The following is a 26,579-nucleotide window of genomic DNA, read 5'->3' as shown; positions in this document are numbered from 1 at the left end:
TCGCGGCCACCGTCGACCACGTGAAGCACAAGCTGAAGAAGTCGAAGGACATCAAGCTGTCCTTCGACGAGTGGAACATCTGGTACCTCCAGGAGCACCAGGAGGAGGAGGCCGCCCTCGCCGCCGCCGACACCGCCGGTGCCCGGGAGTGGCCGTACGCGCCGCGCCTGCTGGAGGACGTCTACTCCGTGGCCGACGCGGTCGTGCTCGGCAACCTGATGATCACGCTGCTGAAGAACTCCGACCGCGTCACCTCCGCGTCGCTCGCGCAGCTCGTCAACGTGATCGCGCCGATCATGACCGAGCCGGGCGGAGCGGCCTGGCGGCAGACCACGTTCTTCCCGTTCTCCACCACCGCGCGCCTCGCGTCCGGCTCGGTGCTGCGGCCCCGGATCGAGGTCGGGTCCTACTCGACCGCCCGGCACGGCGACGCGCCGCTGGTCGACTCGGTGGCCACGCTCGACGACGGCCGCGCGGCCGTGTTCCTGGTGAACCGGTCGACGACGGAGGCCCTCGAGGTCACGGTCGACGTGAACGGCCTCGGCGTCTCCACCGTCGCCGAGGCGGTTGCCCTCTTCGACGAGGACGTCTACGCCAAGAACACCAAGGACGACCAGAACAGGGTGGGCCTGAAGCCCGTCGACGCCGAGCTGGCGGACGGCGTGCTGACGCTGACGCTGCCCCCGGTCTCCTGGACGGCCGTCGCCCTGACGGCCTAGCGGACGGACCGGGTGGGTCTCGATACGCGGGCCTGCGGCCCGCTACTCGACCAGCATGGAAGGCGAGCTGCGGTCTTTGTTCTTCAAGGGCGCGGGCATGCGCGAACGCGGGCGCGGGCGCTCCATGCTGATCGAGTAGCCCGCGCAGCGGGCGTATCGAGATCCACCCGCCGTCGAACGCGGGTCTCGATACGCGGGCCTGCGGCCCGCTACTCGACCAGCATGAAAGCCGCGGCCCCGCTGCTCGACCGGCAGGGGAGGCACGAGCTGCCGCGGCGGCCGGTCAGTCCCGGTAGCCCTCGATGATCTGGCGGGCGAGGGTCGTGATCGGCGTGGAGGTCGAGCGCGAGCGGGAGCGGAGGATCTCGAAGGCGCGGTCGACGGTGGTGCGCTGGGAGTAGGCGATGATGCCCTTCGCCTGCTCGATCAGGACGCGGCTGTCGAGGGCGCGCTGCAGCTGCTCCTGGGTGACGGTGCTCTCGCGGAGCGCGCGCTGGTGCAGGATGCCGATCGTCGCGACGTCGGCGAAGGCCTGCACGACGGCGATGTCGTCGGGGTCGAGGGTGCCGGTGCCGGCCTGGAAGAGGTTGAGCGAGCCGATCGTGGTGCCCCGCGAGCGCATCGGCACGCAGTGCGCGGCGCGGACGCCGAGGTCGCGCGAGCGGGTGCGGAACTCGGCCCAGCGGTCGTCGACCGCGAGCGTATCCGGCACGATGACGGGGCGCCCGGTGTCGTAGCACTCGATGCACGGGCCGGCGGTCTCGAGCTGCAGCAGCTCGATCAGGCGGGTGTCCTCGTCCGTCGAGGCGAGCACCTCGAGCGTGCCCTCGGGGCTGGCGAGCACCAGGCCCGCCGAGACCGCGTCGAAGAGGGTCGCGCTGCTCTCGACGAGCGTCTGCGCGAAGTCGACGACGTCGTAGTCGTCGACGAGCGTGTCGGAGAGGGCCACGAAGGTCGCGATGACGCTCCGCTCGCGGGAGTTGATCACCATGAGTCGTCCTGAACGGTGAGCGGGCGGTCGGGGAAGCCGTCCTGGCGGGCGACGATGTCCTGGGCGACGTCGACGAGGGGGCGGTGCTGGGCGAACGCGTGGGCCCTCAGCAGCACGAGGGCGTCGTCCGAGTCGATGCGGTAGCGGGCGATGATCATGCCGGTCGCCTGGTGGACGACCCTCCGGGACCCGGGGTTGCTGCTCACCTCGTCCGCGTCGTCGTGGAGCACCGCGGCGAGCACCCGGAGCGAGGTGGCGGGCGACTGCGCCGAGATCTCGGTGAGCGCGGCGTCGTCGAGGGTGATCGGGGTGCGGGTGTAGAGGTCGACGGCGCCGATCGAGAGCCCGGCGAAGGTGAGCGGGAAGGCGAACACCGAGCGCACGTCGAGGGCGTCCACCGCCTCGGCGAAGAGCGGCCAGCGCACGTCGGTGCCGGTGTCGAGCAGGGACACGGGGGCGCCCGCGGCGATCGCGTCCCAGCAGGGGCCCTGGCCGAGGTCGAGCTGGATCTCGTCGAGCCGCGCGGCCGTCGGGTCGCTGGCGGCGATCGTCTCGCCGCCGAACGTGCGGCCGAGGGTGGAGATGGCGACGCCGTCGATCGGGTACCCGCGCAGATACGGGTCGCAGAGGACGGCGGAATCGGTCATCGCGCCCACCCTAGCCGCCGCGGTGCCGGGACGCGCGGGCCGGAGCGACGAGGCGGCCTCCGGCAGTGTCGACGCGTCGGCGGCGGCTCCGCGCCGTTCAGGCCGCGTCGGGTGTGTCGTCGTCCTCGGCGTCGTTCGTGAGGATCGTGATCGCCGTGAACGGGGTGATCAAGATGAGTGCGGTGCTGGCGCGGCCCTCGCCGTGGTTCACGGTGAGCCACTGCGGGGTCTCCGCGGCGAGGGCGGCGTCCACCTCGACCCGGAACTGGGCGGCGGTGCGGTCGCTCACCGTGTAGGGCGCTCCGTCGTAGAGGATGTCGAGCCGGCGCATCAGTGCGCCTCCCGGTCGATCGTGCGGACGTGCTCGGTGTCGGGCTCGGCGACGACGTAGAGGCCGCCGGCGGAGTTGGCGAGATCGGTGAGCGCGGCGATCCAGGCGGGGTTGATGCGGGGCATCCGCCCGCCGAAGTACTTGTAGCGCAGGCCGACCGCGGGGTGCAGCCAGATGGCGCTGCGGCCGTCGCCCATGCTGTGGTCGTCGCGCCAGCTGAGCAGGAAGGACTCGTTGCGGCGGAGCTTCGCGGTGATGACGATCTGCAGGTGCGCGAGCACCCGGTCCTCGAAGTCGATCTCGACGGATCCGTCGTAGAACAGTTTTCCCATCGCCGTCTCCAACCTTCGTCACAGCCGGCGGGCGCCCGCGTGATCGACACCTTTCTCCAGTTCGACTCGGGCGGCAACCCCGACGGACTCTCGCTTCCCTTCCGTCCGCTCCCCGATCTGTCAAGGACCTCCCCCGGCGCGGGGACTGCGACCGAGCATGGTCGGCATGAAGCACATCCTCTTCGCGGACAAGACGATCCTGCTCGGGGACGACGCAGCGGACGCCCTGGTGGCGTACCTCCCGGTCGAGGGCTGATGGGAAAGGAGTCGACATGGTCTGCGAGTTCCCGGTGTGGGTGCACCTGGCCCGGAAGACGCCGGTGCGCGCGGCCGTGCGGGGCCGGGTCTACGAGATCGGCGCTCCCGAGCGCCCGGACGGCGAGGTGCTGCTGACGGTCTGGACCGGAGGGCGCGCCGTCGGTCAGGTGCTGGCGACGGAGCCGCCGGTCTTCCGCCGCCTCGGCCCGCGGGCCGCCGCTGAGCCGCAGCCCGTGAGCGGCATCCCCGACCTCCTGGAGTGCGCGGCCGGGCTGCGTTAGACCGAGCGGGTCCGGGTGCGTGCCGGTCGAGTGGCCCCGCGGGGGCGCATCGGGCGAGGGGTGGATCTCGATACGTGTCGGCGGCGCCGCGAGATGCCACTTGTGAGCGCGACACGCCGAGGAATGCGTGCACAAGTGGCATCTCGCGGAGCGGGGAGGGGGGTCACTGCCAGAGGACGATGCGGTGGCCGGCGACGTCGGCCACCAGCGCGGGGGTGTCGTAGAGCGCCTCGAGGTGGGGGGCGGTGAGGACCTCGGCGACCGGGCCGTGGTGGGCGATGCGGCCGTCGCGGACGGCGACGATGCGGTCGGCGAACCGGGCGGCGACGTTGATGTCGTGCAGGACCACGACGATCGTCATCCCCCGCTCGTCGGCGAGGCGGCGCAGGAGCTTCATCAGCACGACGCCGTGGCGCGGGTCGAGGTTGTTCAGCGGCTCGTCGAGGAGGAGGTGGTCGGTGTCCTGCGCGAGGGCCATCGCGACGAAGGCGCGCTGGCGCTGGCCGCCGGAGAGCTCGTCGAGGAAGCGCTCGCGGACGGCCGAGAGGTCCAGCGCGGCGATCGCGGCGTCGACGTGGGCGCGGTCCTCGGGGGAGGTGCCACGGCCGCCGTGCGGGAAGCGGCCGTAGGCGACGAGGTCCTCCACGCTCAGGCGGATGGCGACGTGGTTGTCCTGGCGGAGGATCGCCAGGCGCCGGGCGATGTCGCGGGAGCGGGTGGTCGCGACGTCGAGGCCGTCGACGCCGACGCTGCCAGCGGTCGGCTTCACCAGGCGGCCGATGGTGGCGAGGAGGGTCGACTTGCCGGAGCCGTTCGGGCCGATGATCGCGGTGAGGCCCGCCTCGAGGGCCAGCGTGACGTCGTCGACGGCGACGACGCTCCCGTGCCGGGTGGTGACGGCGGTGGTCTGAATCATGTCAGCGGGCCCTTCCGGTGAGCACGAGGAGGAGGAAGAGGAGGCCGCCGGCGAACTCGATGACGACCGGCAGCTCGGTGCCGAAGCCGAGCACGCGGTCGAGCACGAGCTGACCGCCGACGAGGGCGACCACTCCGACCGCGACCGCCGCCGGAATGCTGCGCAGGTGCCGGTGGCCGACGACGGTGTAGGCGACGTTCGCGACGATCAGGCCGAAGAAGGCGACCGGGCCCACGAGCGCGGTCGAGGCCGCCACCATCACCGCGACCGCGACGATCACGTGCATCACGGTGCGGCGGTGCTCGACTCCGAGCGAGACGGCGGTCGCCTCGCCGAGCGCGAGCACGTCGAGGGAGCGGCGGATCGGCCAGAGGGAGGCGATCGCCGCGGCGACGAGCACGCCGGTCGGCAGCAGCAGCTCGCGGTCGACGGAGGTGAAGCTCGCGAAGGTCAGGTTCTGCACGACGGCGAAGGTGTCCGGATCGAGGAGGCGCTGCAGGAAGCCGGTGACCGAGCGCAGCAGCACGCCGAGCACCAGTCCCGCGAGCACGATGACGTGCAGATCGAGTCGGCGGCGGACGAAGAGCCAGGAGTAGAGGGCCGTGACGACGCCGACCATCAGCACGAGCTCGATCAGCCAGGAGGCGAGTGGCGGCGCCGACAGCAGCAGGGCGGGGCCGATCGCGAAGGCGGTCACCACCTGCAGCAGCAGGAACACCGCGTCGAAGCCCATGATGCCGGGGGTGAGGATGCGGTTCGCGGTGACGGTCTGGAAGAGGACGGTGCCGACTCCGATCGCCGCGGCCGCGATCACCATGCCGAGAACGGTGCGCGTGCGCAGGCCGAGCGCGTACTCCCAGCGGCCGGGGAGGTCGGTCACGAGGTAGAGGGCGACGACGGCGACGGCGATCGCGGCGAGGAGCACCAGGCGCGGGCCGGGGCTGCGCAGAGCCGCCGGCCGGAGGGCGCGGGCGGCACGGTGGGGTGCGAGGGCGGTCACGCGGCGGTCCTCCGACGGGCGGGCCCGATCAGCAGGCGAAGGAAGACGAGACCGCCGAGGATCCCCATCACCAGGGAGATCGGCAGCTCGAACGGGAAGCGGACGGTGCGGGCGACCAGGTCGCAGGCGAGGACCAGGGCCACTCCGAGCAGGGCGACGAGCGGCACGGAGCGGCGCATGGTGTCGCCGACGAGCCGGCTGACGAGGTTGGGCACGATCAGGCCGAGGAAGGGCAGGGCGCCGGTCACGACGATCATCACTCCGGTGACCGCGGCGATGATGACGACACCGGTGAGCATCACCGCGCGGGTGTCGAGGCCGAGGCCGCGCGCCGTGTCCTCGCCGAGGGCGGCGACGGTGAAGCGGTCGGCGGCGATCCAGGCCACGGCGGCGGCGGCCGCGGCGACGTAGAGCATCTCGTAGCGGCCGCGGAGGATGCCGGAGAAGTCGCCGATGCCCCAGTTCAGGAGCTCCTGCTGGGTGTCGGTGCGGTAGGCGAGGAAGGTGGTGGCGGCGCCGATCACTCCGGAGTAGAGGAGGCCGACGACGGGCACGAGGACGCTGGAGCGCGCCGGGATGCGGCGGGACAGCGCGAGGAAGCCGAGCACGCCCGCGAGGGCGCCGACCGCGGCCAGCGCCGCCTTCGCTCCCATCGGCAGCGCGGGGGCGAGCAGGAGGACGGCGAGCAGGGCGAGGGTAGCGGCATCGGTCGCGCCGGTGGTGCCGGGCTCGACGAGGCGGTTGCGGGTGAGCAGCTGCAGGATCAGGCCGGTGACGGCGAACGCCGCGCCGGCGAGGATCAGGGCGAGGGTGCGGGGGAGGCGGCTCTCGACGAGGACGAACGCGTCGAGCTCGGCGACCCCGAGGAACAGCGAGAGCGTCGCGAGGGCGGCGACGAGCGCCACCCCCGCGACGATCAGCGCGCGGACGGGAGGGCGGACCACGCGGGGAGCGCTCAGCTCTGCATCGCGTCGTGCACGCTCTCGAGCACGTTCTGCACGGCGGTGAGGCCGTTGATCACGATGTAGAGCTCGCTCGCGGGCAGCTGGACGATGCGGTCGTTCTGCGCGGCGGGGGTCTGCGCGACGAGGGCGTTGTCGAGGGTCGCCTCGGCGGTGCTCGCGGCGCCGGTGGCCGCGCCGCGGTCGAAGGCGAAGATCCACTCGGGCGCGGCGGTGAGGAGGAACTCGTTCGTGACGGTGTCGCCGTGGGGGGAACCCTCCGTGCCGGGCAGCTCGGCCGCCGCGACGGCAGGGGTGAAGCCGAGGTCGTCGAAGAAGTAGCCGAAGCGGGAGCCCTCGCCGAAGGCGCTGTACTCGCCGCCGGAGACGGAGAGCACGAGGGCGCTGCCGTCGGCCCGGTCCTCGATGGTCGCGGCGAGCTGCTCGGTGGCGGCGGCCTGGGCGGCGACCTCCTCCTCGCGGTCGAAGATCTCGCCGAGCTGCGTGGCTCGCTCGAGGGCGGCGGCGGGGTCGAAGGTGCCGGCGTAGCTGCCGGTCAGGTCGATCGTGGTGGCGATCTCGGACAGCTCGTCGTACTGGCCGGTGCTGCGCGCGGCGGTGACGATGAGGTCGGGCTCGAGCTCGGCGACGGCCTCGAAGTCGGGCTCGAAGAGCGTGCCGACCTTCGGCAGGTCGGCGTACTCGGCGAGGTAGTCGGGGAGGGTCGCGTCGGGGATCGCGACGACGGCGTCGCCGGCGCCGATGGTGTGCAGGGTGTCGAGCGTGGCGATGTCGAAGGTGACGACGGCGGAGGGGGAGGCGGGCACCTCGACGGAGGTGCGGGCGACGGCCGTGTCCTCCTGGTAGGACTGCTCGCCGTCCTCCTCGACGAGGGTCAGCGTGGGCTTGGCGTTCTCGACGACGATCGTCTCGGCGGCTGCGCTCGTCGCGGCTCCGGAGGCGCCGGACGAGCAGCCGGCGAGGGCGACGGAGGCGGCGGCGAGACCGGCGATCAGCAGGGGGATGCGAGGGCTGGATGTGCGGGGCATGAGGGTAGGCTAGCCTAATTCTCAGTAAGGGTAGCCTCAGTTCTGGTGGCGGGCGGATCTTGATACGCCCGCTGCGCGGGCTACTCGATCAGCAGAAAGGGCCGCTCCGCGGGCTGGCTTGATCGGCATGGATGACCCGCTTCGCGGGCTGCTCGGGCGGGGAATCCATGCTGGTCGAGTAGCCCCGGAGGGGCGTATCGAGACCCGGCGTGCTCGGCTGGGCGGGTCTGCAGGCTGGAGTTCTTGCCTGGGTGGATCTCGATACGCCCGCTGCGCGGGCTACTCGATCAGCATGAGTGGGGCGACTCCGCGGCTACCCGATCAGCGTGCATCTCCGGAGGGGTGGGGTCAGAGGCCGATCGTCAGGGCGGAGGCTGCGGCTCGGGAGACGCAGGGGTACATGACGGGGGAGTCGGGGGACGTCGTCAGGGAGTCGCGGTGGTCGACGGGGCCCGCGAGGACGGGGACGGCGCAGGAGCCGCAGACGCCGCGGAGGCAGGAGCCGGTGACGGGGAGGTCGCGGGAGGTCAGGGCGTGCAGCATCGACTGGCCGGCGCCGACCTCGACGGAGACGTCGGAGCGGGCGCAGTGCACGGTGAAGGGGGCGTTCGGGCGGGCGGCGACGGGCTTGGGCTCGAAGCGCTCGAGGTGCAGGCTGCCCGCGGGCCAGGCGGCCATCGCGGCGGCGATCGCGTCGAGGAAGCGGGCCGGGCCGCAGGCCTGCACGACTCCGGGGCGGGGCCTTGCCAGAAGCGCAGGGAGGTCGAGGCGGCCGCGGAGGCGGACGGAGTCCGGGGCCGCGAAGTTCGGGGCCGCGAAGTTCGGGTCCGCGGAGTTCGGGTCCGCGGAGTTCGAGGCCGGGGAGTCCGGGGCCGGGGAGTGCACGGTGACGCGGTCGCCGAGCGCGTCCAGCTCGCTGCGGAAGGGGACGTGGGCCGCGCTGCGGACGGCGTAGTGCAGGGTCCACGGGGACCCGTCGCGCTCGAGGCGCTGGGCGAGCGGGAGGATCGCGGTGATGCCGATGCCGGCGGCGAGAAGCAGGTGCTCGTCGGCGCTCGCCAGGGGGAAGAGGGAGCGCGGCGGGCGCACGTGCACGGTGGCGCCGACGCGGAGGAAGTCGTGGATGTACATCGAGACGCCGCGCGAGTGCTCCTCGCGGAGGACGGCGATCCGGTAGCGGCGGCGGTCGGCGGGGTCGCCGCAGAGCGAGTACTGCCGCTCCTGCCGGGTGATCAGCTGGACGTCGAGGTGCGCGCCCGGCTCCCAGTCGGGCAGGTCGCCGCCCGCGGGGTCGGCGAGCTCGACGGCGACGACGCCCTCCGCCTGCGGCACGATCGCGGTGACGACGAGCGGGATCCGGCCCGCGCGGTCGCTCACCTCAGCGCCCCGACCGGGCAGTGCGCCGCCACGTCAGTACAGCGTCCGGTAGCCGAGGTCCGAGGCGTCGTCGATCGCGCGCGCGACCTCGGCGCTCAGCCCGGAGGCCTCGGCCCACATCGTGCCGGCGCTCGGAACCTCCTCGGCGAGGTCCTGCATCTCCGGATCCCAGAGCCGCGAGCGCAGCAGGGCCCGGCCGCAGTGCAGGTAGACCTGCTCGATCTCGACGACGGTGGCGAGGTCCGGGACGACGTGGTCCTGCTCGAGCATCGCGAGCAGCTCCGGGTCGTCGGTCACGTACGCCGAGCCGTTGATCCGGAGCGTCTCGGTCATGCCGGGCACGAAGCAGACCAGGCCGACGTGGCCGTTCTCGAGGATGTTGGAGAAGGAGTCGCCGAGGCGGTTGCCGAGGCGGTCAGGGATCACCACGGTTCGGTCGTCGATCGCGCGGACGAAGCCGGGACGGTCGCCGCGCGGCGAGCTGTCGCAGCGGCCGGCGGCGTCGCTGGTGGAGAGGCAGGCGAACGGCGAGTGCGCGAGGAAGACGCGGCAGCTGCGGTCGAGCCGGTCCATGATCTTGTCGCGGGCGGGCTGCTCGGGCTCGCCGAGGACGGCCCGCAGTGCGTCGGGGGAGACGGCGCGGTAGCGGGTCACGCGAGCGCCTCGGCGGGACTCGGCGCGTCCGCGGTCAGGGCTAGCCGGTCCAACGCCAGCTGCGCGAGCGTCTCGGCGTGCAGGCCGAGCAGCGCGTCGTCGAAGACCGCCGACTCCGAGTGCATCGACGGCGCTCCCTCCGCCGGGACGCCGGGCGGGCGGGTGCCGAGGAAGAGGAGGGTGCCGGGGATCTCGTCGAGGACGTAGGCGAAGTCCTCCGACGCCATCGACGGCGCGGGGAGGCGGAGCACGCGGTTGGCGCCGTGCCGGGCGGTGAGCGCGGCGATCACGCGCTCGGTCTCCTCCGGGTCGTTGTGGGTGACGGGGTAGGAGTCGATGAACTCGGTCTCGACGCCGCAGCCGTGCGCGGCGGCGATGCCTGCGGCGAGCTCGGCGAGCGAGGAGCGCACGAGGGCGAAGGTGTCGCGGGAGAGGGTGCGGATGTTGAGCATCAGCTCGACCCGTGCGGCCAGGACGTTGGGCGCGGTCGAGTCGCTGACGATGCTGACCACCGAGACGACGGCGGGGTCGGTCGCCGGGACGCGGCGGGCGACGAAGGTCTGCAGGGCCTGCACCAGGGCGGCCGCCGCGGGGATCGGGTCGACGGCGAGGTGCGGGAACGCGGCGTGCCCGCCGGTGCCGGTCACGGTGATCCGCATGCCGCTGGCGCTCGCCATCATCGGGCCGGAGCGGGTGACGAAGAGGCCGGAGTCGGTGGAGCAGTCGACGTGCATCGCGAAGGCGGCGACCGGGCGCTCGCCGGCGGCGTCGAGGACGCCCTCCTCGATCATCAGGCGGCCGCCGGCGAAGCCCTCCTCGCCGGGCTGGAGCATCAGGACGACGGTGCCGGCGAGCTCGTCGCGCCGGGCGGCGAGCAGGCGGGCCGCGCCGATCAGACCCGCCATGTGCAGGTCGTGACCGCAGGCGTGCATCGCGCCGTTGGTCGCGGCGAAGGGCAGCCCGGTCGCCTCGACGACGGGGAGCGCGTCCATGTCGGCGCGCAGCAGGACGACCGGTCCGGGGCGGCCGCCGCGGAGGACGGCGGTGATCGAGCCGAGGCCGCGGCCGGTCGTGATCTCGAGGCCGAGCGGGGCCAGCTCCTCGAGCAGCAGCGCCTGCGTGCGCGGGAGGGCGAGGCCGAGCTCGGGGTCGGCGTGCAGGCGGCGGCGCAGGCGCACCAGGTCGTCGTGGAGGCCGGGGATCACTGCGGGGTCTCCGGCCGCATCGAGGCGTGCACGCGGCGCATCCGCTGGGCGAGCGCGGGGTTCGAGTACGGCCCCGGCGCGTCGAGCGCCGCGGTGACCCGGTCGACGACCTCGGCAGGCTTGTCCTGGCTCATCTTCTCCTTGGCCTCGATCCGGGTGACCCGGAGCCGGAAGCCGACCGTGCCGTGCACGATCCGCTCGGCGTAGGCCGAGTTCTCGGCGCTGATCCGGAGGTGGAACGGCTCGGGCAGCTCGTCCTCGAAGTGGTCGACGAGCCGCTCCAGCACGGCGAGGTTCTCCTCGTCGCCGAGCAGCTCGGGCACGCCCCAGACGTGCACGGCGGCGAAGTTCCAGGTCGGCACCGCCCGCGCGACGCCGTACCAGCTGGGCGAGACGTAGCCGTGCGGGCCCTGGAAGACGACGGCCAGCTCGGACTCGCCGAGCCGGTGGGCGCGCTCGTCGGGCCGGCCGACGTGGCTGACCAGCACGAGCTCGTCGGGGTCGGCGCCGGGGAGGGGCTCCTCCAGCAGGAACGGGTAGTGCGAGACGACGACGCCGTCCTCGGTCGCGCTGACCATCGTCGCCCAGGGCGTCGCGCGGATCAGCGCGCGGATCTCGGCGGGGTCGGTCATCGCGTACTCGGTGCTCTCACGCATCGGCGGTCCTCTCGGCGCGGGCGGCGGTCCGAGCCAGGATCGCAGCGAATTCGGGCCAGAGCTCCACCGGGATGTCGTGACCCATCTCTTCGTAGAGGTGCAGCTCGGCCTGGGGCAGGATCCGCGCGGTCTCGAGCGCGGCGCTCCAGTGCAGGCTCTGATCGCCGCGGCCGTGGAGGACGGCGACCGGCACGGTGACCTTCGCCATCGCCTCCCGCCGCTCGAGCGGTCCGCGCAGCAGCGCGTTCCACTGCCGGATCAGCCCGGTCGGGGTGTAGGCGCGGTCGTAGTAGCGGGCGCCGAGGGCGGCGCTCGCCGCCTCGTCGAAGGGGAAGCCGGGCGACTGGTAGTGCCGCTGGCCGCCGACGAACATGGCGATGTAGGCGTCGCGGTCGAGGACCTCCGGGACCTCGGTGATCGGCTGCCCGGTGTGCTCGCCGACGAGGAACTCGGGCGCCGAGCTGAGCGAGGTCGACATCAGGCCGAGCGAGGCGACCCGCTCCGGGTGCAGGATCGCGACCAGCTGGGCGATGTAGCCGCCCATCGACATGCCGGTGAGGTGCGCGCGCGCGATCCCGAGCTCGTCGAGCACGGCGACGACGTCGAGCGCCATGTCCGCGAGGTCGTAGCCGGCCGTGGTGTCCTCCGGGCCGCCGGTCGCCTGGCTGAGGCCGACGTCGCGGTTGTCGGTGCGGACGACGAAGAAGCCGTGCTCGGCGAGCAGCTCGCAGAAGCGGTCGTCCCAGCCGATCAGCTGGGCGCCGCCGCCGTGCAGCAGGACGAGCGGGCGGCCGGACGGGTCGCCCGTCGTCTCGTAGTGCACGGCGACGCCGGCCGGGGTGGTGATCAGGGGCATGGCGGGAGGGTCCTGTCGGGGAGGAGCGAGTGGCTGTGGAGAACGGGCGGCCTGCGCGGCCTGTGGAGGAGAGGTGTCCTGTGGAGAACGGCCGGGTCTGCGCTGCCTGTGGAGGAGAGTCGGCCTGTGGAGGACACCGGTCCGGCACGGCCCTGTGGAGGAGAGTCCGTCAGAGCGCGGACCAGGTCGGCCGGCCGCCGAGGAGGGTCGCCGCGACGGGTGTCGTGCGCAGCTCCGCGTCGTCGGCGGTCGCCGGGTCGCGGTCGAGCAGCACGAGGTCGGCCGCGGCTCCCACGGCGACGGTCGCCCCGCGGGTGCTCGCCGCGAGCGCGACGTCGAACGGCAGCCGCTCGGCCGGGTGCCAGGCCTCGCGGCCGTCGCGGCGGCGGCTCACCGCCGCGGCCAGCGAGATCCACGGGTCGAGCGGGGCGACGGGCGCGTCGGAGCCGAGGGCGAGGGTCGCGCCGGCCGCGTGCAGCGAGGCGAAGGCGAAGGAGCGGTCGGTGCGGCCGGCCCAGTGCCGGTCGGCGACGTCGCGGTCGTCCATCGCGTGCTCCGGCTGCACGCTCGCGACGAGCCCGAGGCGGCCGAAGCGCGCGAAGTCCTCGGCCGCGACGAGCTGGGCGTGCTCGATCGTGCCCGCGAGGCCGAGCCGCTCGAAGACGTCGAGCACCTCGGCGTTCGCGCGGTCGCCGATGGCGTGCACGGCCGGGAGGATGCCGGCGTCGCGGGCGCGGACCAGCAGGCCCTCCACCTCCTCGGGCGCGACGCTCAGCACGCCGCACGGGTGCGGGTGGTCGGCGGCGATCCCGGGGTAGGGGTCGAAGCAGTAGGCGGTACGGGTGTTCAGCGAGCCGTCGACGACGATCTTGAGGCGGCCCATCCGGGCGAGGCCGGCCGGATCGAGGGCGTCGCCGGTGCGCAGCCCGCGGGCGATCGCGTCGTCGAGCCGGTCGGGCCAGACCGAGGTCTCGACGCGCAGGGACGTGACGCCCTCCGCGATGCGGGCCGGCCAAACGCGGGAGTTGTCGGCGTTCTCGAACTCGATGATGCCCACGACTCCCCGGGCCGCGGCGGCCTCGGCGGTCTCGCGGTAGGCGGCGACGGAGGGCAGGCCGACGGCGTCGATCAGGTCGAGCGTGCCGATCCACTCCGTCTCGCGCAGCACCCCGTCCGCCGGGATCGACAGGCCGAAGCGCCGGCCGGCCGCGCTGTTGAGCCAGCCGCAGTGCAGGTCGCCGCTGATCAGGACGAGCGCGCGGTCGGGCGCGATCGCGTCGAGTGCCGCGCGGGTCGGTGCATCCGTCCAGAGGCCGTCGCGGAAGCCGTAGCCGATCAGCACGGCGTCCTCGCGCACCGGCAGCGCCGCGCGCATGATCGCGACGGCCTCGGCGGCGCTCGCCGCGGGGGCGAGGTCGACCCGCTGCCGGCGGACCACCCACTGGGTGAAGTGCACGTGCGCGTCCCAGAAGCCGGGCGCGACGAAGCGGCCGTCGGCGTCGAGCGCCTCGGTGCTGCCCGGCAGCGTGCCGGCCGGGGCGATCTCGGCGATCGCGCCGTCGCGCAGCAGCAGGTCGGCGGGGGCGTCCTGCCCCGCGAAGCGAGCGGAGCGGATCAGGAGCTCGGTCATGCGTCCTCCAGGTCGAGAGGCCGGCCCATCACGGGCACGGCCCGGAGCAGCTGCCTCGTGTACGGGTCGGCGGGATCGGACAGCACGGTGTCGGTCGTGCCGTGCTCGACGAGGCGCCCGCCGCGCATCACCGAGACCTCGTCGCTGACGTAGCGGACGACGGCGAGATTGTGCGAGATGAAGAGCATCGTGAGGTCGAGTCTCTGCTGCAGCTCCCGGAGGAGGTTGAGCACCACGCCCTGCACCGAGACGTCGAGCGCCGAGGTGATCTCGTCGGCGATCAGCACCTGCGGCTCGGCGGCCAGCGCCCGGGCGATCGTGATCCGCTGGCGCTGCCCGCCGGAGAAGGCGGTCGGGCGGTCGTCGGCGCGCGCCGGGTCGATGTGCACCAGGTCGAGCAGCTCGCGGACGCGGTCGTCGCGGGCGGCGGCGGAGTGGCGCCGGCCGGTCGCGAGCAGTCCCTCGGCGATCGAGGCGCCGACGCTCATCCGCGGGTCGAGTGCGGACAGCGGGTCCTGGAACACCATCTGCACCCGGCGGCGCGCGGCCCGGGCCGACGGCTCGCGGCTGGCGATGTCGACGCCGTCGAGCAGGATGCGGCCGGAGTGCAGCGGGGTGAGGCCGACTGCGACCCGTGCGACCGTCGACTTGCCGGAGCCGGACTCGCCGACCAGTCCGTGGGTGGTGCCGGGGCGGACCGTCAGGTCCACGGCGTCGACGGCCGTGGTCGCCGAGCGGCCGTGGCCGAAGCGCACGGTCACCGCCTCGTAGCGCAGCTCGCTCATGCGGTCAGTGCCTCCTGGTCGTGGGCGGGCAGGTCGTGGGCGGTCCGGTCCGCGGAAGGCGGCTCCTCGTCGATCGCCGCGATCACCGGGAGCAGCGCGCTCCGGTCGGTCGCCATGTCCGGCACGCAGGCGATCAGCCCGCGCGTGTAGGGGTGCCGCGCCTCGTCGAGGCGGTCGGCGGCGATCTCCTCGACCACCCGACCGTCGCGCATCACCACGATCCGGTCGCAGAAGCCGCTGACCAGCGCGATGTCGTGCGAGATGAAGAGGATCGCCGCTCCGGTCGCGGTCTGCGCCTCGCGCAGCGCCTGCATCACCTGCCGCTGCACGGTGACGTCGAGCGCGGTGGTCGGCTCGTCCGCGATCAGCAGCCGCGGCGTGCCCATCAGGCCCATCGCGATCATCGCCCGCTGCCGCATGCCGCCGGAGAACTCGTGCGGCAGCCGGCCGACCCGCTTCTCGGCGTCCGGGATGCGCACCAGGTTCAGCTTGTCGATCGCGCGGCGCAGCGACTCGGCGCGCGGGGTGCGGGCGTGCACCTCGCTCGCCTCGCGCAGCTGGCGGCCGATGGTGAGCGCCGGGTTGAGCGAGGTCAGCGGGTCCTGGAAGATCATCGCCTGCTCGAGCCCGAGGCGGCGTCGCTCGGCGGCGTTGGGCACCGCGGTCATGTCGATGCCGCGGAAGACGAGCTGCTCGCTGGTGACCAGCGCGTCAGGGCCGAGCAGTCCGGCGACGGCGCTCGCCGTGACCGACTTGCCCGAGCCGCTCTCGCCGACGATGCCGACGGTCTCGCCGGGCAGGATCGTCAGATCGACGCCGTGCACGCGCTCGGTCATCGCCCCGTCGCGGCCGGGGAACGCCACGCGCAGCCCGGACATCTCGACGACGGGCATCGCGTCGGTGACGGGCGCGACGACCTCGTCCGAGCGCCGGCGCTTCACGGCCTTGACCGGGCGGCGGCGCGAGGACGACTCGCTGAAGACCTCGCCGAGCAGCGCGAAGACGACGCCCACCAGCACCACGGCGATGCCGGGGCCGATCGCGGCCATCGGATCGACGTAGATCCGCTTCGCGCCCTCGTTGAGCAGCCGGCCCCAGTCGTACTCGGGCGCCTGGACGCCGAGGCCGAGGAAGGACAGCGCGGCGAAGGAGAGCAGCGTGACGGAGGCGTGCGCCGCCGAGTTGACCAGCAGCGGCGGCAGGATGTTCGGCACCACGTGCCGGACGGTCGTCCGCAGCGGGCGGCTGCCGAGCATCCCGGCGGCGCGGACGTAGTCGCTGGACGACACCGAGGCCGCGAGCGTGCTGGTGAGCCGCGCGAAGACCGGGATGCCGGCGAAGCCGACGGCGAGCATCGCGCCGACCGCGGTCGTCCCCCAGATCACCGAGAAGAACAGCGCGAGCAGCAGCCAGGGGAAGGACAGCAGGATGTCGATGAGGCCGGCGATCAGCCGCTGCAGCAGGCGGGGCAGCAGCACCGCGACGACGCCGAGCAGCACGCCGCCGACGACCGAGATGCCGGTCGCGCCGAGGGTGAGCAGCACGGAGACGCGGGTGGCGACGACGACGCGGGCGAGGAGGTCGCGGCCGAGGTCGTCGGTGCCGAAGGGGTGCGCGAGGCTCGCGCCCTGCTGGCGGTCGGCGATCGAGCGCTCGGTGGCGAGGTCGCCGAAGAGGATCGGGCCGAGGACCGTCGCGAGGATCACCAGGACGAGGCCGACGGCGGCCGCGACGCCCTGCGGGGTGCGCAGCGACTCCGGGAGCCGGTGGGCCAGGGACGGGCGGGGGGAACGGGATGCAGTGCTCATGGCTCAGGCCTCCGCGATGGCCGACCGCGGGTCGAGCGCGGCGAGCAGCAGGTCGATGACGAGGTTGGCGGCGAGGACCAGGACGGCGTACATCAGCACGATGCCCTGGATCAGCGGGTAGTCCTTGGTGGTGATCGACGAGACGATCGTCGAGCCGATGCCGGGGATGACGAAGACCGTCTCGATCAGCACCGTGCCGGCGACGAGGCCGGTGAGCACCACTCCGCCCGCGGTCAGCGTCGCCGTGACGATGTTGGGCAGCGCGTGCCGGAGGTAGAGCAGGTGCCCCGGCAGCCGCTTGCTGCGCGCGGTGGTGAGGTACGGCGCCTCCAGGACCCGCACCATCTCGACGTGCACGATCCGCGCGAGGTAGGCGAGCGGGCCGATGGCGAGGGCGAGCACCGGCAGCACCGCGTACTCCGGGCCGCCCCAGCCCGCGGACGGCGCGAGCGGCACGACGATGCTGAACAGCCAGATCAGCACGACCGCGAGCAGGAAGTTGGGGATCGCGATCACGACGCCGAGCAGTCCCGAGACGCCGAGGTCGAGCGTGCGGTGCTTGCCGGCGCGGGCCGAGACCGCCGTCGCGACGCCGATCGGGAACGCGCCGAGCGCGGCGACCGCGAAGGCGACGACCGAGAGCGTCAGCGTGGCGGGCAGCCGCTCGGCCAGCGTGCTGCCGACCGGGCGCTGCGTGCTGATCGAGGTGCCGAGGTCGCCGCGCAGCAGCCCGCCGAGGTAGTTCGCGAACTGCTGGCCGATCGGCAGGTCGAGGCCGAGGGTGCTCCGCAGCACCGCCACGGTCTCGGCCGGTGCCGTCGGGCCGAGGGCCGCGCGCACCGGGTCGCCGGGCACGAAGTGGACCATGAAGAAGGAGGCGATCAGCACGATCACCAGCGAGACCGCCGCGCGGGCGAACCGCTTGAGCAGGAAGGCGAGGCGCGGGGAGCCGACCACGCCGAGCAGACGATCCCCCCGGCGCGGACCGGCCGCGGGCGCGCTCGGCGGGGAGGCCGGTGACAGCGGGGCCGTGGGTCGCACCGAGGGGATCGTCATGGTCAGCCCTGCATCCGGATCGTGGTGGGAGCGACGGTGCCGGGACGCTCGAGGGTCGCGCCCTTGACGTACATCGGCGACTCCGTCTCGGCGAGCGGGAAGACGTCGACCCGCTCGATCAGCTCGGCCTCGGCCTGCTTCCAGACACCGCAGGCCTCGTCGGCGCTGCCGGCGCTGAGCGCCTGCGTCGCGAGGGCGTTGTACTCGGGGTTCGAGACTCCCATGAAGTTGTAGCCGCCGTTCTCGCTCGTCTCACCGAGGAAGAACAGGCTCAGCACCACGGGGCTGGAGGGGGCGAGCTGGATGAAGCCGGTGTCCCAGTCGTAGCTCTGGTAGAGGTCGGTCGACCAGCCGGCCGAGTCCTCGGCGACCAGGTCGGTCGTGATGCCGAGCTCGTTCCACTCCTGCTGGACCTCCTCGGCGGCGGCGCCGTGCGAGGGGGTTCCGGCGTCGTAGAGGAACCGGATGGTCAGCGGCTCGCCGTCCTTCGCGCGCAGTCCGTCGGAGCCGAGCGGGTAGCCGGCCTCGTCGAGCAGCTCGCCGGCGGCGTCCACGTCGGTGTCGGGCAGCGTCCACTCCGGGCCGCCGGCGACGCAGGTGAGCGGGATCTGGTTGACCAGCGAGACCGAGTCGACGGCGTTGCCGTCGGTGACCAGCTCGCCGACGGCGTCGCGGTCGAGCGAGAGGGTCAGCGCCTGGCGGACGCGGACGTCGGCGGTGGGGCGGTCGGCGCGCTCGTTGAAGAGCATCTCGCCGATCGGGTTGAGGACGCCCTCGGTGTCGAGGCCGGCCGCGTCGAGGCGCTGGCGGTCGGCGCCGATGACGGAGGCGGCGTTGAGCTCGCCCGAGATCAGCAGGTTCGCGGCGGTCGCCTCGTCGGTGATCACCCGCGCCTCGATCTCGTCGGGCAGGCCCTCGGTGTCGCTGGTGACGTCGTCCGGGCCCCAGGTGTAGCCGTCGCGCTTCGTGTAGGTGTAGTCGGAGCCGGGGCTCGACGCGGTCAGCGCGTAGAGCGCGGTGCCGTTGGTGGTGTCGGTCAGGGTCGACGGGTCGTCGAGGCCGGCCTGGCAGACCATCTCGATGCTGCCGGTGCCCTGGAGCAGGAACGGGTTGTTGGCCGTCGAGGTGACGGTGACGACGTTCCCGTCCGCGGTCGCCGTCATGTCGGCGGTGACGCTCGAGCCGAACCAGAACGTGCCGTTGTCGGCGTTCGCCTGGTAGGCGAAGTTCGCCGCGGCCGTCTCGGCGGTGAAGGGGGTGCCGTCGGCGCAGGTGATGCCGTCCTTCAGCGTGTACGAGATCGAGGTGGGCGTGCTCTCCCAGCTCTCGGCGAGGAAGGGCACGACCTCGCCCTCGGGGGTCGTGTAGGCCAGCGAGTCGTAGCCGAAGGTGACCATCGCGCGCTGCACGAGCGAGACGCCGGTGAACGGGTTGAGGCTGCCCGGGTCGTCGTTGATCGCGAGGGAGAAGGTGCCGCCCGAGACGGGGTCGGCGTCGGACGCGGAGCCGCCGGCGGGGGCCGAGCAGGCGCTCAGGGCGAGCAGCGCCACCAGCGAGCCCGCGGCGACGGCCGGGACTCGGAGCGCTGTGGTGCGGGGAGAACGGGTCATGATGCGTCCTTCGGGGAATGCAGGGCGAGTGGTGCAGGACTCCCGATCAGGGCCAGCGGGCCCGCGGCCTTCACGGAGACTTTGAGCGACGCGCTGGCCGAGTAGGACAGCGGCGTCTCGAGCACGTCGACGATCTCGACGAGCCGCGGATCGGCGCCGGCCTGGATCGCGCGCTCGATCGCGATCCGGCCGGCCGCCTCGATCGCGGCGGCGCGGTCGACGTGGTCGCACAGCTGGTCGGCGCGGCCGCCGGCCAGGGCGATCGCGGCGCCGACGGCGTTGGCCACGTTGCCGCGGTCGGGGCGGAGCACCTCGCTCGCGCCGTGCACGTGGTCCGGGACCAGGAAGCCGCCGCCGCCGACGACCACGAGCGGCAGGCCGACGCGGCCGAGCGACATCCGCTCGACGGCCGACTCGATCCGGTCCTGCGCGACGGCGAGGGCGTTGCCGAGGGCGGAGCGGGTGGCGCGGTCCAGCGCGGGGAGGGCCCTGCCGGGGATCATCCCGGGCAGCTGCATCGCGGCGGCGTCGGTGAGGGTGGCGGTCGCGCCGCCGAAGAGCAGGCCCTCGCGGGCGATCCGGTAGCCGACCGAGTCGGTGGTCGGCACGCCGGTGGCCGTGTCGACGATCGTGCCGCCGCCGATCCCGACGCTGAGGATGTCGGGCATCCGGAAGTTGGTGCGGACGCCGCCGATCTCGCGCGGCAGGGTCGACTCGCGGGGGAAGCGGTCGACGAGCACGCCGAGGTCGCTGGTGGTGCCGCCGATGTCGATGATGATCGCGTCGTCGGCGCCGGAGAGGAACGCGGCGCCGCGGATCGAGTTGGCGGGGCCCGAGCCGATGGTGAGCACGGGGTAGCGGGCCGCGTACTCGACCGCCATCAGCGTGCCGTCGTTCTGGGCGAAGAAGGTGGCGGCGTCGAGGCGCTCCTCGTCGACCACGGTGAGCAGTCCCTGCGTCACGTCGCGGGCGATGCCGTGCAGCGCGGCGTTGAGCACGGTCGCGTTCTCGCGCTCGAGCAGGCCGAGGGCGCCGATCTCGTGGCTGAGCGAGACGGGCAGGTCCACGCCGACGTGGTCGGCGACCAGCGCGGCGACCTCGAGCTCCTGCTCCGGGAAGGAGGGGCTGAAGATCCCGCAGACGGCGACCGCGTCGAAGCGGCCCTCGAGCGAGTCGAGGAAGCGGCGGACGCCGTCGACGTCGAGCGGCGAGATCGGGTAGCCGTCGATCAGGTGGCCGCCGCCGGCGAGCAGGCTGCCGGCGAGCACGGTGTCGCGGAGGTCGGCGGGCCAGCCGGAGAGCGAGGGGAACTCGGTCGAGGCGGGGGCGCCGAGGCGGATCACGGCGACGCGGCCGAGGTCGCGGCGGCGGACGATCGCGTTGGTGGCGTGGGTGGTGCCGAGCATGACGCGGGAGACGCGGTCGCGGTCGGCGCCCAGCTCGCCGAGCACGGCGGAGAGCGCGGCGCGGATGCCGCCGGTGACGTCCTCGGTGGTGGCCTGCTTGGTCCAGGCGGTGACGGCGCCGTCGGCGTCGAGCACGACGGCGTCGGTGTTGGTGCCGCCGACGTCGATGCCGACGGAGAGGTCGCGGAGTGCGGCGCTCATCGGGCCACCTCCGCGACGGCGCCGTCGAACGGCACGTAGTCGAAGTCGAAGTCGAAGGCGGCGGGGCCCGCCAGCTCGATCCCGCGCGGGGTCCGCCAGAGCGGATCGCAGGCCCAGGCGAGCACGCTGACCCGCTGGCCGAAGCGGAGCATCTCGGTCGAGATCGCCTCGCCGGTCTCCGAGTCGAGGATCGAGACGAGGTCGGGGACGCTGACGACCACGCCGCCGTCCTCGATCACCACGAGGTTCTCGTTCTGGATCTCGACCCGCACCATCCGGCTGCGGTCGGCGCCGACGCCGTCGATCGTGACCGAGCCGCGGGTGAAGCCGCCCTCGGTGCTGCGGTCGATGTCGATCACCTTGCCGCCGATCAGCACGGCCGCGCCGAGCTCCTCGGCGATGTCGGTCACCGGGTCGGCGGAGGCGAGCAGGCGGCGGCCGACCTGGATCGCACGGCTGACGGTGCCCTCGATCACGGCGCCCGGGGCGGTCTCGTGGGTGAGCAGGTAGTGCGCGCCGAGGGCGATGCCGCCGGCCGCGACGGTGAAGGCGCGGGCGTGGCGCTCGAGCCAGGCGATGTCGACGGTGCGGAGGACGGTGACGTTGCCGACCACGTCGCTCATCACCGCGAAATCGCTCGGCAGCCCGGCGACGTTCATCGAGATCATCGTGGCCTTCGGGAACGCGCGGCCCATGCCGTCCGCATCGAGCACCGCGAGCCCGAGCTCCGCGGCCCAGCCGACCGGCGCGACGCCGTTGCTGCCGCCGATCTCGGCCGCCATCACAGTGGTGACCGGGCGGCCGATCAGGCGCTCGACCTCGCGCAGCAGCGTGTGCGCCTGGCTGCTCGAGCCGAGCATCTCGATGCCGACCGAGGGGGCGCCCATCCCGGACATGATGATGACCGCGTCGTCCGGGCCGAGGTCCTCGACGCCGACGACGCGCACCGGGCCGTTGGCGTCGATCGCGTTCTCGACCGAGAGCTGGGCGCCGTGCACCGAGCCGCCTCCGCCGGTGCCGAAGACCGCGCAGCCGGCGGCCAGGGGAGCGACGTCGTCGCGGGTGATCAGGCGGACGGGGCTCGGTCCGGCCGGGGGCGTGAAGCTCATGCTCCGAGGCTAGCCAGGGGCGCAAGCGGGCGGAATGTGCCGTCACCATGAGGAAACGGCCATGATTGTGCTCATGGCACAGACGTCCCTCCTCCACGTCCTCGAGCACGGCGAGCAGTTCGGCATGGTCTGCCGCGCGGGCGACCCGGCGGGCGTCTCGCTCAGCGGAGTGGAGATGCTCGCGCTCGAGGACGTGGGGCAGGCGCTGCCCGGGCACCTGGTGATCGTGCTGCACGGCGCGGAGCAGCCGCGGGCGTACCAGATCGACATCGTCATCCGGCGGGCGATCGCGGCCGAGGTCGCCGCGCTGCTCTTCGTCGGCGAGCTGGCGCTGGCCGAGACCTCGCGCTCGCTGGCCGACCGCGGGGCGCTGCCGGTGCTGACGGCGAGCGCGCCGCCCTCCGAGCTGGCCGTCTCGATCGACCGGCTGCTGCGCGGCGGGGCGGCCGAGGCGCTGGGCCGGGCGGAGCTGGCGATCGCCGCCGCCCGGGCCGCCTGCGACGGCGACCCGCTCGATGCGCGCGCGGCGGTGCTCGACGCGGCGACGGCGGCGCTCGGGATCGAGCTGCGGATGATCGAGGACCCGGCCGTCACCTGGAGCGACCCCGACGCGGTCTGCATCGGCGAGGTCGCCGTCGGGCGGCTGGTCGCCGAGCAGCCGGAGACCGCGGCGGTGATCGCGCTGCCGGTGATCGCCGCGCTGCTCTCGCGGGCGCTGCAGCGCGAGTCGCAGGTGCGCTTCGGGCCGGCGCGCTCCCGGGCCGACCTCGTGGTCGAGCTGCTGCTGGCGGAGTCCTCGCGCATCGACGCCCTCGCGGTGGACGCCGCGCGGGCCGGGCTGCCGGTCGCCTCCGCGCACGCCGCCGCCTGGATCACCCCGCGCCACCGTGACGACGCCGAGCGCCGCCTCCCCGCGGCGCTGGTTGCGGCGATCGAGCTGAACGCCTTCCAGCTGACCGACGGCCGCGACGAGGTCTGGCACCTCGCGGTCTTCCACGACGACCTGGTGGTGGTGGCGTCGGAGGAGTCGGGGGCGCCGGACCACCAGCGACGGGTGCGGGACGTGGCCGAGCGGCTGATCGCGTACGGCGTGGCGGTCGCGGGGGAGGGCTGGACGTTCACGGTCGGGCTCGGCACGCCGCAGTCGGGCGCCTCGGGGCTCCGGCAGTCGGCGACGGAGGCGCGGATCACCGCCGGCTCGGCCGTCGCCGCGGGCCGCCTCGGCGCGGTGGAGGTCACCGACGTCACGGGCCTGCGCCGGGTGCTGCTCGACTTCTACGCGTCGCCGCTCAGCCGCGCGCTGCTCGACGACGTGCTCGCGCCGCTGGACGCCCTCGGCGCCGAGCGCTCGGCCATCTCCGTGCGGACGCTGCTGGCGTACCTCAGCAACCGCAACTCCCTCGCCCGGGCCGGCGAGGTGCTGCTGCTGCACCCGAACGCCGTGAACTACCGCGTGCGCCGCATCGAGCAGGCCCTGGCCCTGGACCTGGAGGACCCGGACACGCGCTTCGCCCTGGAGCTGGCCTGCCGCCTGCGCGTGATGGCGACGACGCGCTGAGGCGTGCGGCGCCTCGTTCATGCTGGTCGAGTAGCCCCGCAGGGGGCGTATCGAGACCCGCCGGCGCCAGCGGGGCAGTCTGCAGACTCGACTTCTGACGCTGGTGGATCTCGATACGCCCGCTCCGCGGGCTACTCGATCAGCATGGGCTTCGCCCCACTGACAAGGTGATCGCTCCGAGGAGCGGCGGCGCCCCTTCATGCTGGTCGAGTAGCCCCGGAGGGGCGTATCGAGACCCGCCGTCCTCAGCACGGCGGGTCTGCAGACCCACGTTCTGACGCTGGTGGATCTAGTGGGAAGAGCCGCCCGCAGACATGCTGGTCGAGTAGCCCCGCAGGTGCGTATCGAGACCCGCCGGCGCCAGCGGGGCAGTCTGCAGACTCGACTTCTGACGCTGGTGGATCTCGATACGCCCGCTCCGCGGGCTACTCAATCATCACGGGCTTCGCCATACTGATGAGGTGATCTTTCGGGCCGCGGCGGCGCCCTGTCATGGCTTCAGCGAATTCCCCCAGTGCGCCTCTCCGGGCGCGAACCGTGACGCGCCGGGGGTCCTTCTCTTCTCGCAGGATCATCTCGGTGAGCGCTGCTGCGTGCTGCTCCGCGTCGACTGGACGCGGAGCGGGGGCTGCGTGGGCGCCGGAGCCCGGGACGGGTCCACTCGCGCGGCAGGTGCACCGCGACTGGACGCGGAACGGGGTGCGGCCGGGCGTCAGAGCCCGATCCGGGTCCACTCGTGCGGATCCGGGGCCCTGTCAACACCTCGAAGTCTGAAGGGTTGTTCAGATAACGTCGTCGACGAGCGGATCCGGAGTCGGCCGTCGTCGCATCCCCCCGCGGCCCCACGAGAGGGCGCCCGCCCGCGGACGCCGACCCAGGGCCGTGGCGACGAGGGCACCGTTCGCCCGCCGCAGGAGAGCCCCCACTCCCTCGCGGCCGGTCGGACGCACGTCGCCGGGCCCCGCCGCTCCCCGCCCCCGACTGCGCGCCGAAGGATCTCGATGACGACTCTGCTGGACCCCCGACCCCCCGAAGCCCGACGCATCACGGGCGACCGGCCGTGACCGTGACCGGCCTCGACGACACCCGCACCCCGCCACTCGAGAACGCGCGCGAGCTGGTCCTCCACGCCTGCCGCGTCGGGGACGCCGAACTGCAGTCCCACATCGACGACCTCTGGGCGGCCAAGGCCGACCCCGAGAGGACGCGCGGACTGCTCACCCGCTACCGACGCGAGGTCGAGGACGCCCGCACCCTCCTCGCCGCAGCCGCCGACCCGCAGTGGTGGCGGGCCGCGACCGCCGAGCGGATCGAGGCGAGCTGCCGGGCCGCGCGGATCTGGACCGAGGGCGACCCGGTCTGCGCCGACCTCGAGCGGGCGTTCGCCGCGCAGCTCCGGAGCGTCCTCGGCATCGACCTGACGCAGATCCCGCGTCACGAGCGGAGCCGCTGACCTGCGGTGTCGGGCCTTCGATGCTCCTCGCCGGAGTCTCTGCGCTCTGTGATGGAAGTGGGCGTGCGCACTTGAGCCTGGAAGGCCCGATCGGCTGAGGAAGGCCGGTTCTCGCGGCTTCCAGCCTTCGTCGTGCACGCCCGCGCGCGGACATCGTCAGCGCAGCACCGCCGACACCGCCTCCGCCAGCCGGATCGCCGCGCGCTCGAGCTCGCGCGAGCGCGCCGTGACGTCATCGGCCATGCCCACCAGGCACGCCGCCGCCACGACGGCGCCGCTCGCGTCGCGGATCGGTGCCGAGATCGAGACCATGCCGGCGTCGTCGTAGGCCTGCATCGAGAGGACGCCGTCGCGGCGGACGGTCTGCATCCGGCGGAGGAACCGGGCCAGGTCCCGCGGGGTGTGCCGGGCCGGGAACAGCTGCGTCAGCTCGTCCGGCTCGAGGTCCATCAGCATCGTGGGGCCGCCGTCCGAGCCGACGATCGGGTGGGCGCGGCCGAGCCAGGGGATCATCGCGAGGCCGTCGCCGGCCAGCTCGAGTTCTTCCACGAGCGTGAGACTGCGCATCCCCGCGAGCACGGTGACGAACGCGCAGGCGCGCAGGCTCCGCGCGGCCTCCGCGACCAGCGGCCCGCCGCGCGACACGATCAGCGGAGCGGCCGCCGCCCGGAACCAGCCGTGCACGACCCAGGCGACGCGGAACTCCCCGTCGCCGCCGCGCTCGACCACGCCCGCCGCGACGCAGGCCTCGAGCAGCCGGCCGGTGCGGTCGCGGCGGAGGCCCGTCGCCCGCGCGGCGCCGGCGGCGGTGTCCGGCCCGTCGGCCAGGTGCTGCAGGAGCGGGAGGGCCGCGTGCAGCGCGGAGCCGCCGGCGGTCGAGACGGTTGAGACCGGCGGTTCGTCGCCGTCCGCCGTGTCGCGCCCCGCGCCCGCCTCCCGCGACCCGTCGAGCCCCGCCTCGATGCTCCGTCGTGCGACCGCCAGAGCCCGCCGGATCCGCGGCCCGTTCTCGCGCAGCCGCACCGCCGGCAGCCGCACCGCCAGCACCGCCGCGCACTCGCCGGCGGGCGTCAGCAGCGGCGTCGCGATCTCGACCCGCAGCCCCTCGGTCGTCTCCGCGACCGTCTCGTCCCCCAGCCCCATCGGATCCGCGGCACGCGCGATCGCGCTGCCCGCGTCGTCGATCCGCTCGCCGACCGCGGCGGGGGAGTGCAGGGTCCACGACGAGAGCACGCTGCCGATCACCCGCATCGACCCGGGTGCCCCGGCCGCCAGCACGACGGTCTCGCCGGTCTGCTGCGCGGCGAGCGTCAGAGCGAAGCGGAGCGACCGCGCGACCGGCGCCGCGGCCCGTCCCGAGAGCCGCACGGCGACCGCGCCCAGGCGGTAGCTGCCGTAGTCCGCGCCGCGCTCGATCAGCCCCGTCCGCTCCAGCTCCGCGCACAGCCGCGAGACCGAGCTGAGCGGCGCGCCGAGCTCGGCGGCGAGAGCGCCGACGCCGAGCGGCGCCGTCGGATCCGGCCGCTCGCCGAGCAGCCGCACCACCCGCAGGCCCGTCGTCACGCGTCCGCTCACGAGCCGCCCCTCTGCAGAACCGTCAATTCCGAGGCGCCCGAATCGCCGCCAGCACGCACTGTAACAGCGCCGGAACCCGCCGTTCCTACAGTGATCGCACTCGCCCGGCGGCGGTCACGACGGCCCGCCGAGCGCGACGGCGGCGCGCCGTCACCCGCTCCACGAACGCTTCCCG

The 26,579-nt window shown here is 73.6% G+C and carries 25 protein-coding genes; 4 read left to right on the top strand and 21 right to left on the bottom strand.

Translation table 11 applies throughout. The features are described 5' to 3' along the window. On the top strand, positions 1-719 hold a 719-nt coding region (locus MT350_RS14500), incomplete at its 5' end, for an alpha-L-arabinofuranosidase C-terminal domain-containing protein (RefSeq protein WP_279396418.1). Positions 720-1,002: 283 nt separating this feature from the next. Here MT350_RS14500 and MT350_RS14495 read toward each other — a convergent pair. From MT350_RS14495 to MT350_RS14480, 4 genes are all read right to left on the bottom strand, one after another. Beyond that, positions 1,003-1,710 carry a GAF and ANTAR domain-containing protein gene (locus tag MT350_RS14495; protein WP_123444556.1) on the bottom strand — a complete coding sequence of 236 codons (708 nt, stop codon included), beginning with the start codon at positions 1,708-1,710 and terminating at the stop codon, positions 1,003-1,005. Beyond that, a complete protein-coding gene (locus tag MT350_RS14490; protein WP_243616205.1) occupies positions 1,704-2,357 on the bottom strand; it encodes a GAF and ANTAR domain-containing protein in 654 nt (217 codons plus the stop codon). The genes MT350_RS14495 and MT350_RS14490 overlap by 7 nt, the downstream gene beginning before the upstream one ends. A gap of 97 nt (positions 2,358-2,454) precedes the next feature. Next, entirely contained in the window at positions 2,455-2,688 is a 234-nt protein-coding gene (locus MT350_RS14485; protein WP_243600750.1) for a hypothetical protein, read from the bottom strand. Continuing rightward, positions 2,688-3,020, bottom strand: a complete 333-nt coding sequence (locus MT350_RS14480; RefSeq protein WP_123737630.1) for an ATP-dependent DNA ligase — start codon at positions 3,018-3,020, stop codon at positions 2,688-2,690. Before MT350_RS14480 ends, MT350_RS14485 begins: the two co-directional genes overlap by 1 nt. Before the next feature lie 272 nt (positions 3,021-3,292). Here MT350_RS14480 and MT350_RS14475 point away from each other — a divergent pair, with 272 nt between their 5' ends. Next, positions 3,293-3,559 (top strand): hypothetical protein, encoded by a 267-nt coding sequence (locus MT350_RS14475; protein ID WP_243600749.1) that lies wholly within the window; start codon positions 3,293-3,295, stop codon positions 3,557-3,559. Positions 3,560-3,722: 163 nt separating this feature from the next. On the opposite strand, the gene MT350_RS14470 is transcribed toward MT350_RS14475, so the two are convergent. From MT350_RS14470 to MT350_RS14395, 16 genes are all read right to left on the bottom strand, one after another. Beyond that, positions 3,723-4,475, bottom strand: coding sequence for an ABC transporter ATP-binding protein (locus tag MT350_RS14470; protein ID WP_243600748.1), 753 nt, complete (start codon positions 4,473-4,475; stop codon positions 3,723-3,725). Between the two features lies 1 nt (position 4,476). Then, positions 4,477-5,475, bottom strand: a complete 999-nt coding sequence (locus MT350_RS14465; protein WP_243616204.1) for an iron chelate uptake ABC transporter family permease subunit — start codon at positions 5,473-5,475, stop codon at positions 4,477-4,479. After that, positions 5,472-6,419 (bottom strand): iron chelate uptake ABC transporter family permease subunit, encoded by a 948-nt coding sequence (locus tag MT350_RS14460; protein ID WP_243616203.1) that lies wholly within the window; start codon positions 6,417-6,419, stop codon positions 5,472-5,474. Before MT350_RS14460 ends, MT350_RS14465 begins: the two co-directional genes overlap by 4 nt. A gap of 11 nt (positions 6,420-6,430) precedes the next feature. Continuing rightward, entirely contained in the window at positions 6,431-7,465 is a 1,035-nt protein-coding gene (locus MT350_RS14455; RefSeq protein WP_243616202.1) for a siderophore ABC transporter substrate-binding protein, read from the bottom strand. 348 nt (positions 7,466-7,813) lie between these two features. Next, on the bottom strand, positions 7,814-8,842 hold the full coding sequence (locus MT350_RS20510) for a PDR/VanB family oxidoreductase (RefSeq protein WP_243616201.1): 1,029 nt from the start codon (positions 8,840-8,842) through the stop codon (positions 7,814-7,816). A 33-nt stretch (positions 8,843-8,875) separates the two neighbouring features. Next, positions 8,876-9,496, bottom strand: coding sequence for an MSMEG_1061 family FMN-dependent PPOX-type flavoprotein (locus MT350_RS14445; protein ID WP_243616200.1), 621 nt, complete (start codon positions 9,494-9,496; stop codon positions 8,876-8,878). Next, positions 9,493-10,701 carry a M20 family metallopeptidase gene (locus MT350_RS14440; protein ID WP_243616199.1) on the bottom strand — a complete coding sequence of 403 codons (1,209 nt, stop codon included), beginning with the start codon at positions 10,699-10,701 and terminating at the stop codon, positions 9,493-9,495. The genes MT350_RS14445 and MT350_RS14440 overlap by 4 nt, the downstream gene beginning before the upstream one ends. After that, positions 10,698-11,357: an FMN-binding negative transcriptional regulator gene (locus tag MT350_RS14435; protein WP_243616198.1), complete on the bottom strand. Its 660-nt coding sequence runs from the start codon at positions 11,355-11,357 to the stop codon at positions 10,698-10,700. The genes MT350_RS14440 and MT350_RS14435 overlap by 4 nt, the downstream gene beginning before the upstream one ends. Next, positions 11,350-12,213 carry an alpha/beta fold hydrolase gene (locus MT350_RS14430; RefSeq protein ID WP_123706270.1) on the bottom strand — a complete coding sequence of 288 codons (864 nt, stop codon included), beginning with the start codon at positions 12,211-12,213 and terminating at the stop codon, positions 11,350-11,352. Before MT350_RS14430 ends, MT350_RS14435 begins: the two co-directional genes overlap by 8 nt. Before the next feature lie 169 nt (positions 12,214-12,382). Further along, a complete protein-coding gene (locus MT350_RS14425) occupies positions 12,383-13,843 on the bottom strand; it encodes an amidohydrolase (protein ID WP_243616197.1) in 1,461 nt (486 codons plus the stop codon). After that, positions 13,840-14,628 (bottom strand): ABC transporter ATP-binding protein, encoded by a 789-nt coding sequence (locus MT350_RS14420; RefSeq protein ID WP_243616196.1) that lies wholly within the window; start codon positions 14,626-14,628, stop codon positions 13,840-13,842. The genes MT350_RS14425 and MT350_RS14420 overlap by 4 nt, the downstream gene beginning before the upstream one ends. After that, a complete protein-coding gene (locus tag MT350_RS14415) occupies positions 14,625-16,436 on the bottom strand; it encodes a dipeptide/oligopeptide/nickel ABC transporter permease/ATP-binding protein (protein WP_243616195.1) in 1,812 nt (603 codons plus the stop codon). Before MT350_RS14415 ends, MT350_RS14420 begins: the two co-directional genes overlap by 4 nt. Before the next feature lie 3 nt (positions 16,437-16,439). After that, the gene (locus MT350_RS14410; RefSeq protein ID WP_243616194.1) at positions 16,440-17,477 is read right to left on the bottom strand and encodes an ABC transporter permease; all 1,038 of its coding nucleotides are present in this window, start codon (positions 17,475-17,477) and stop codon (positions 16,440-16,442) included. 17 nt (positions 17,478-17,494) lie between these two features. Continuing rightward, positions 17,495-19,102, bottom strand: a complete 1,608-nt coding sequence (locus MT350_RS14405) for an ABC transporter substrate-binding protein (RefSeq protein ID WP_243616193.1) — start codon at positions 19,100-19,102, stop codon at positions 17,495-17,497. Further along, positions 19,099-20,709, bottom strand: coding sequence for a hydantoinase/oxoprolinase N-terminal domain-containing protein (locus tag MT350_RS14400; protein WP_123737641.1), 1,611 nt, complete (start codon positions 20,707-20,709; stop codon positions 19,099-19,101). Before MT350_RS14400 ends, MT350_RS14405 begins: the two co-directional genes overlap by 4 nt. Next, complete coding sequence (locus tag MT350_RS14395) at positions 20,706-21,818, bottom strand: DUF917 domain-containing protein (protein WP_243616192.1); 1,113 nt, start codon at positions 21,816-21,818, stop codon at positions 20,706-20,708. Before MT350_RS14395 ends, MT350_RS14400 begins: the two co-directional genes overlap by 4 nt. Before the next feature lie 73 nt (positions 21,819-21,891). Between MT350_RS14395 and MT350_RS14390 the strand changes: the two genes are divergently transcribed. Both MT350_RS14390 and MT350_RS14385 read left to right on the top strand, forming a co-directional pair. Next, the gene (locus MT350_RS14390) at positions 21,892-23,376 is read left to right on the top strand and encodes a CdaR family transcriptional regulator (protein ID WP_243616191.1); all 1,485 of its coding nucleotides are present in this window, start codon (positions 21,892-21,894) and stop codon (positions 23,374-23,376) included. A gap of 1,060 nt (positions 23,377-24,436) precedes the next feature. Continuing rightward, positions 24,437-24,829 carry a hypothetical protein gene (locus tag MT350_RS14385; protein ID WP_243616190.1) on the top strand — a complete coding sequence of 131 codons (393 nt, stop codon included), beginning with the start codon at positions 24,437-24,439 and terminating at the stop codon, positions 24,827-24,829. A 156-nt stretch (positions 24,830-24,985) separates the two neighbouring features. Here MT350_RS14385 and MT350_RS14380 read toward each other — a convergent pair whose 3' ends face one another. Next, positions 24,986-26,404, bottom strand: a complete 1,419-nt coding sequence (locus MT350_RS14380) for a helix-turn-helix domain-containing protein (protein WP_243616189.1) — start codon at positions 26,402-26,404, stop codon at positions 24,986-24,988. Between the last annotated feature and the right edge of the window lie 175 nt (positions 26,405-26,579).

The organism is Rathayibacter sp. VKM Ac-2928, from assembly GCF_022815545.1.
Classification (GTDB): Bacteria; Actinomycetota; Actinomycetes; order Actinomycetales; family Microbacteriaceae; genus Rathayibacter; species Rathayibacter festucae.
Note: the sequence above shows the minus strand (reverse complement) of the source record. Positions and strands in the feature narration are given on the sequence as shown.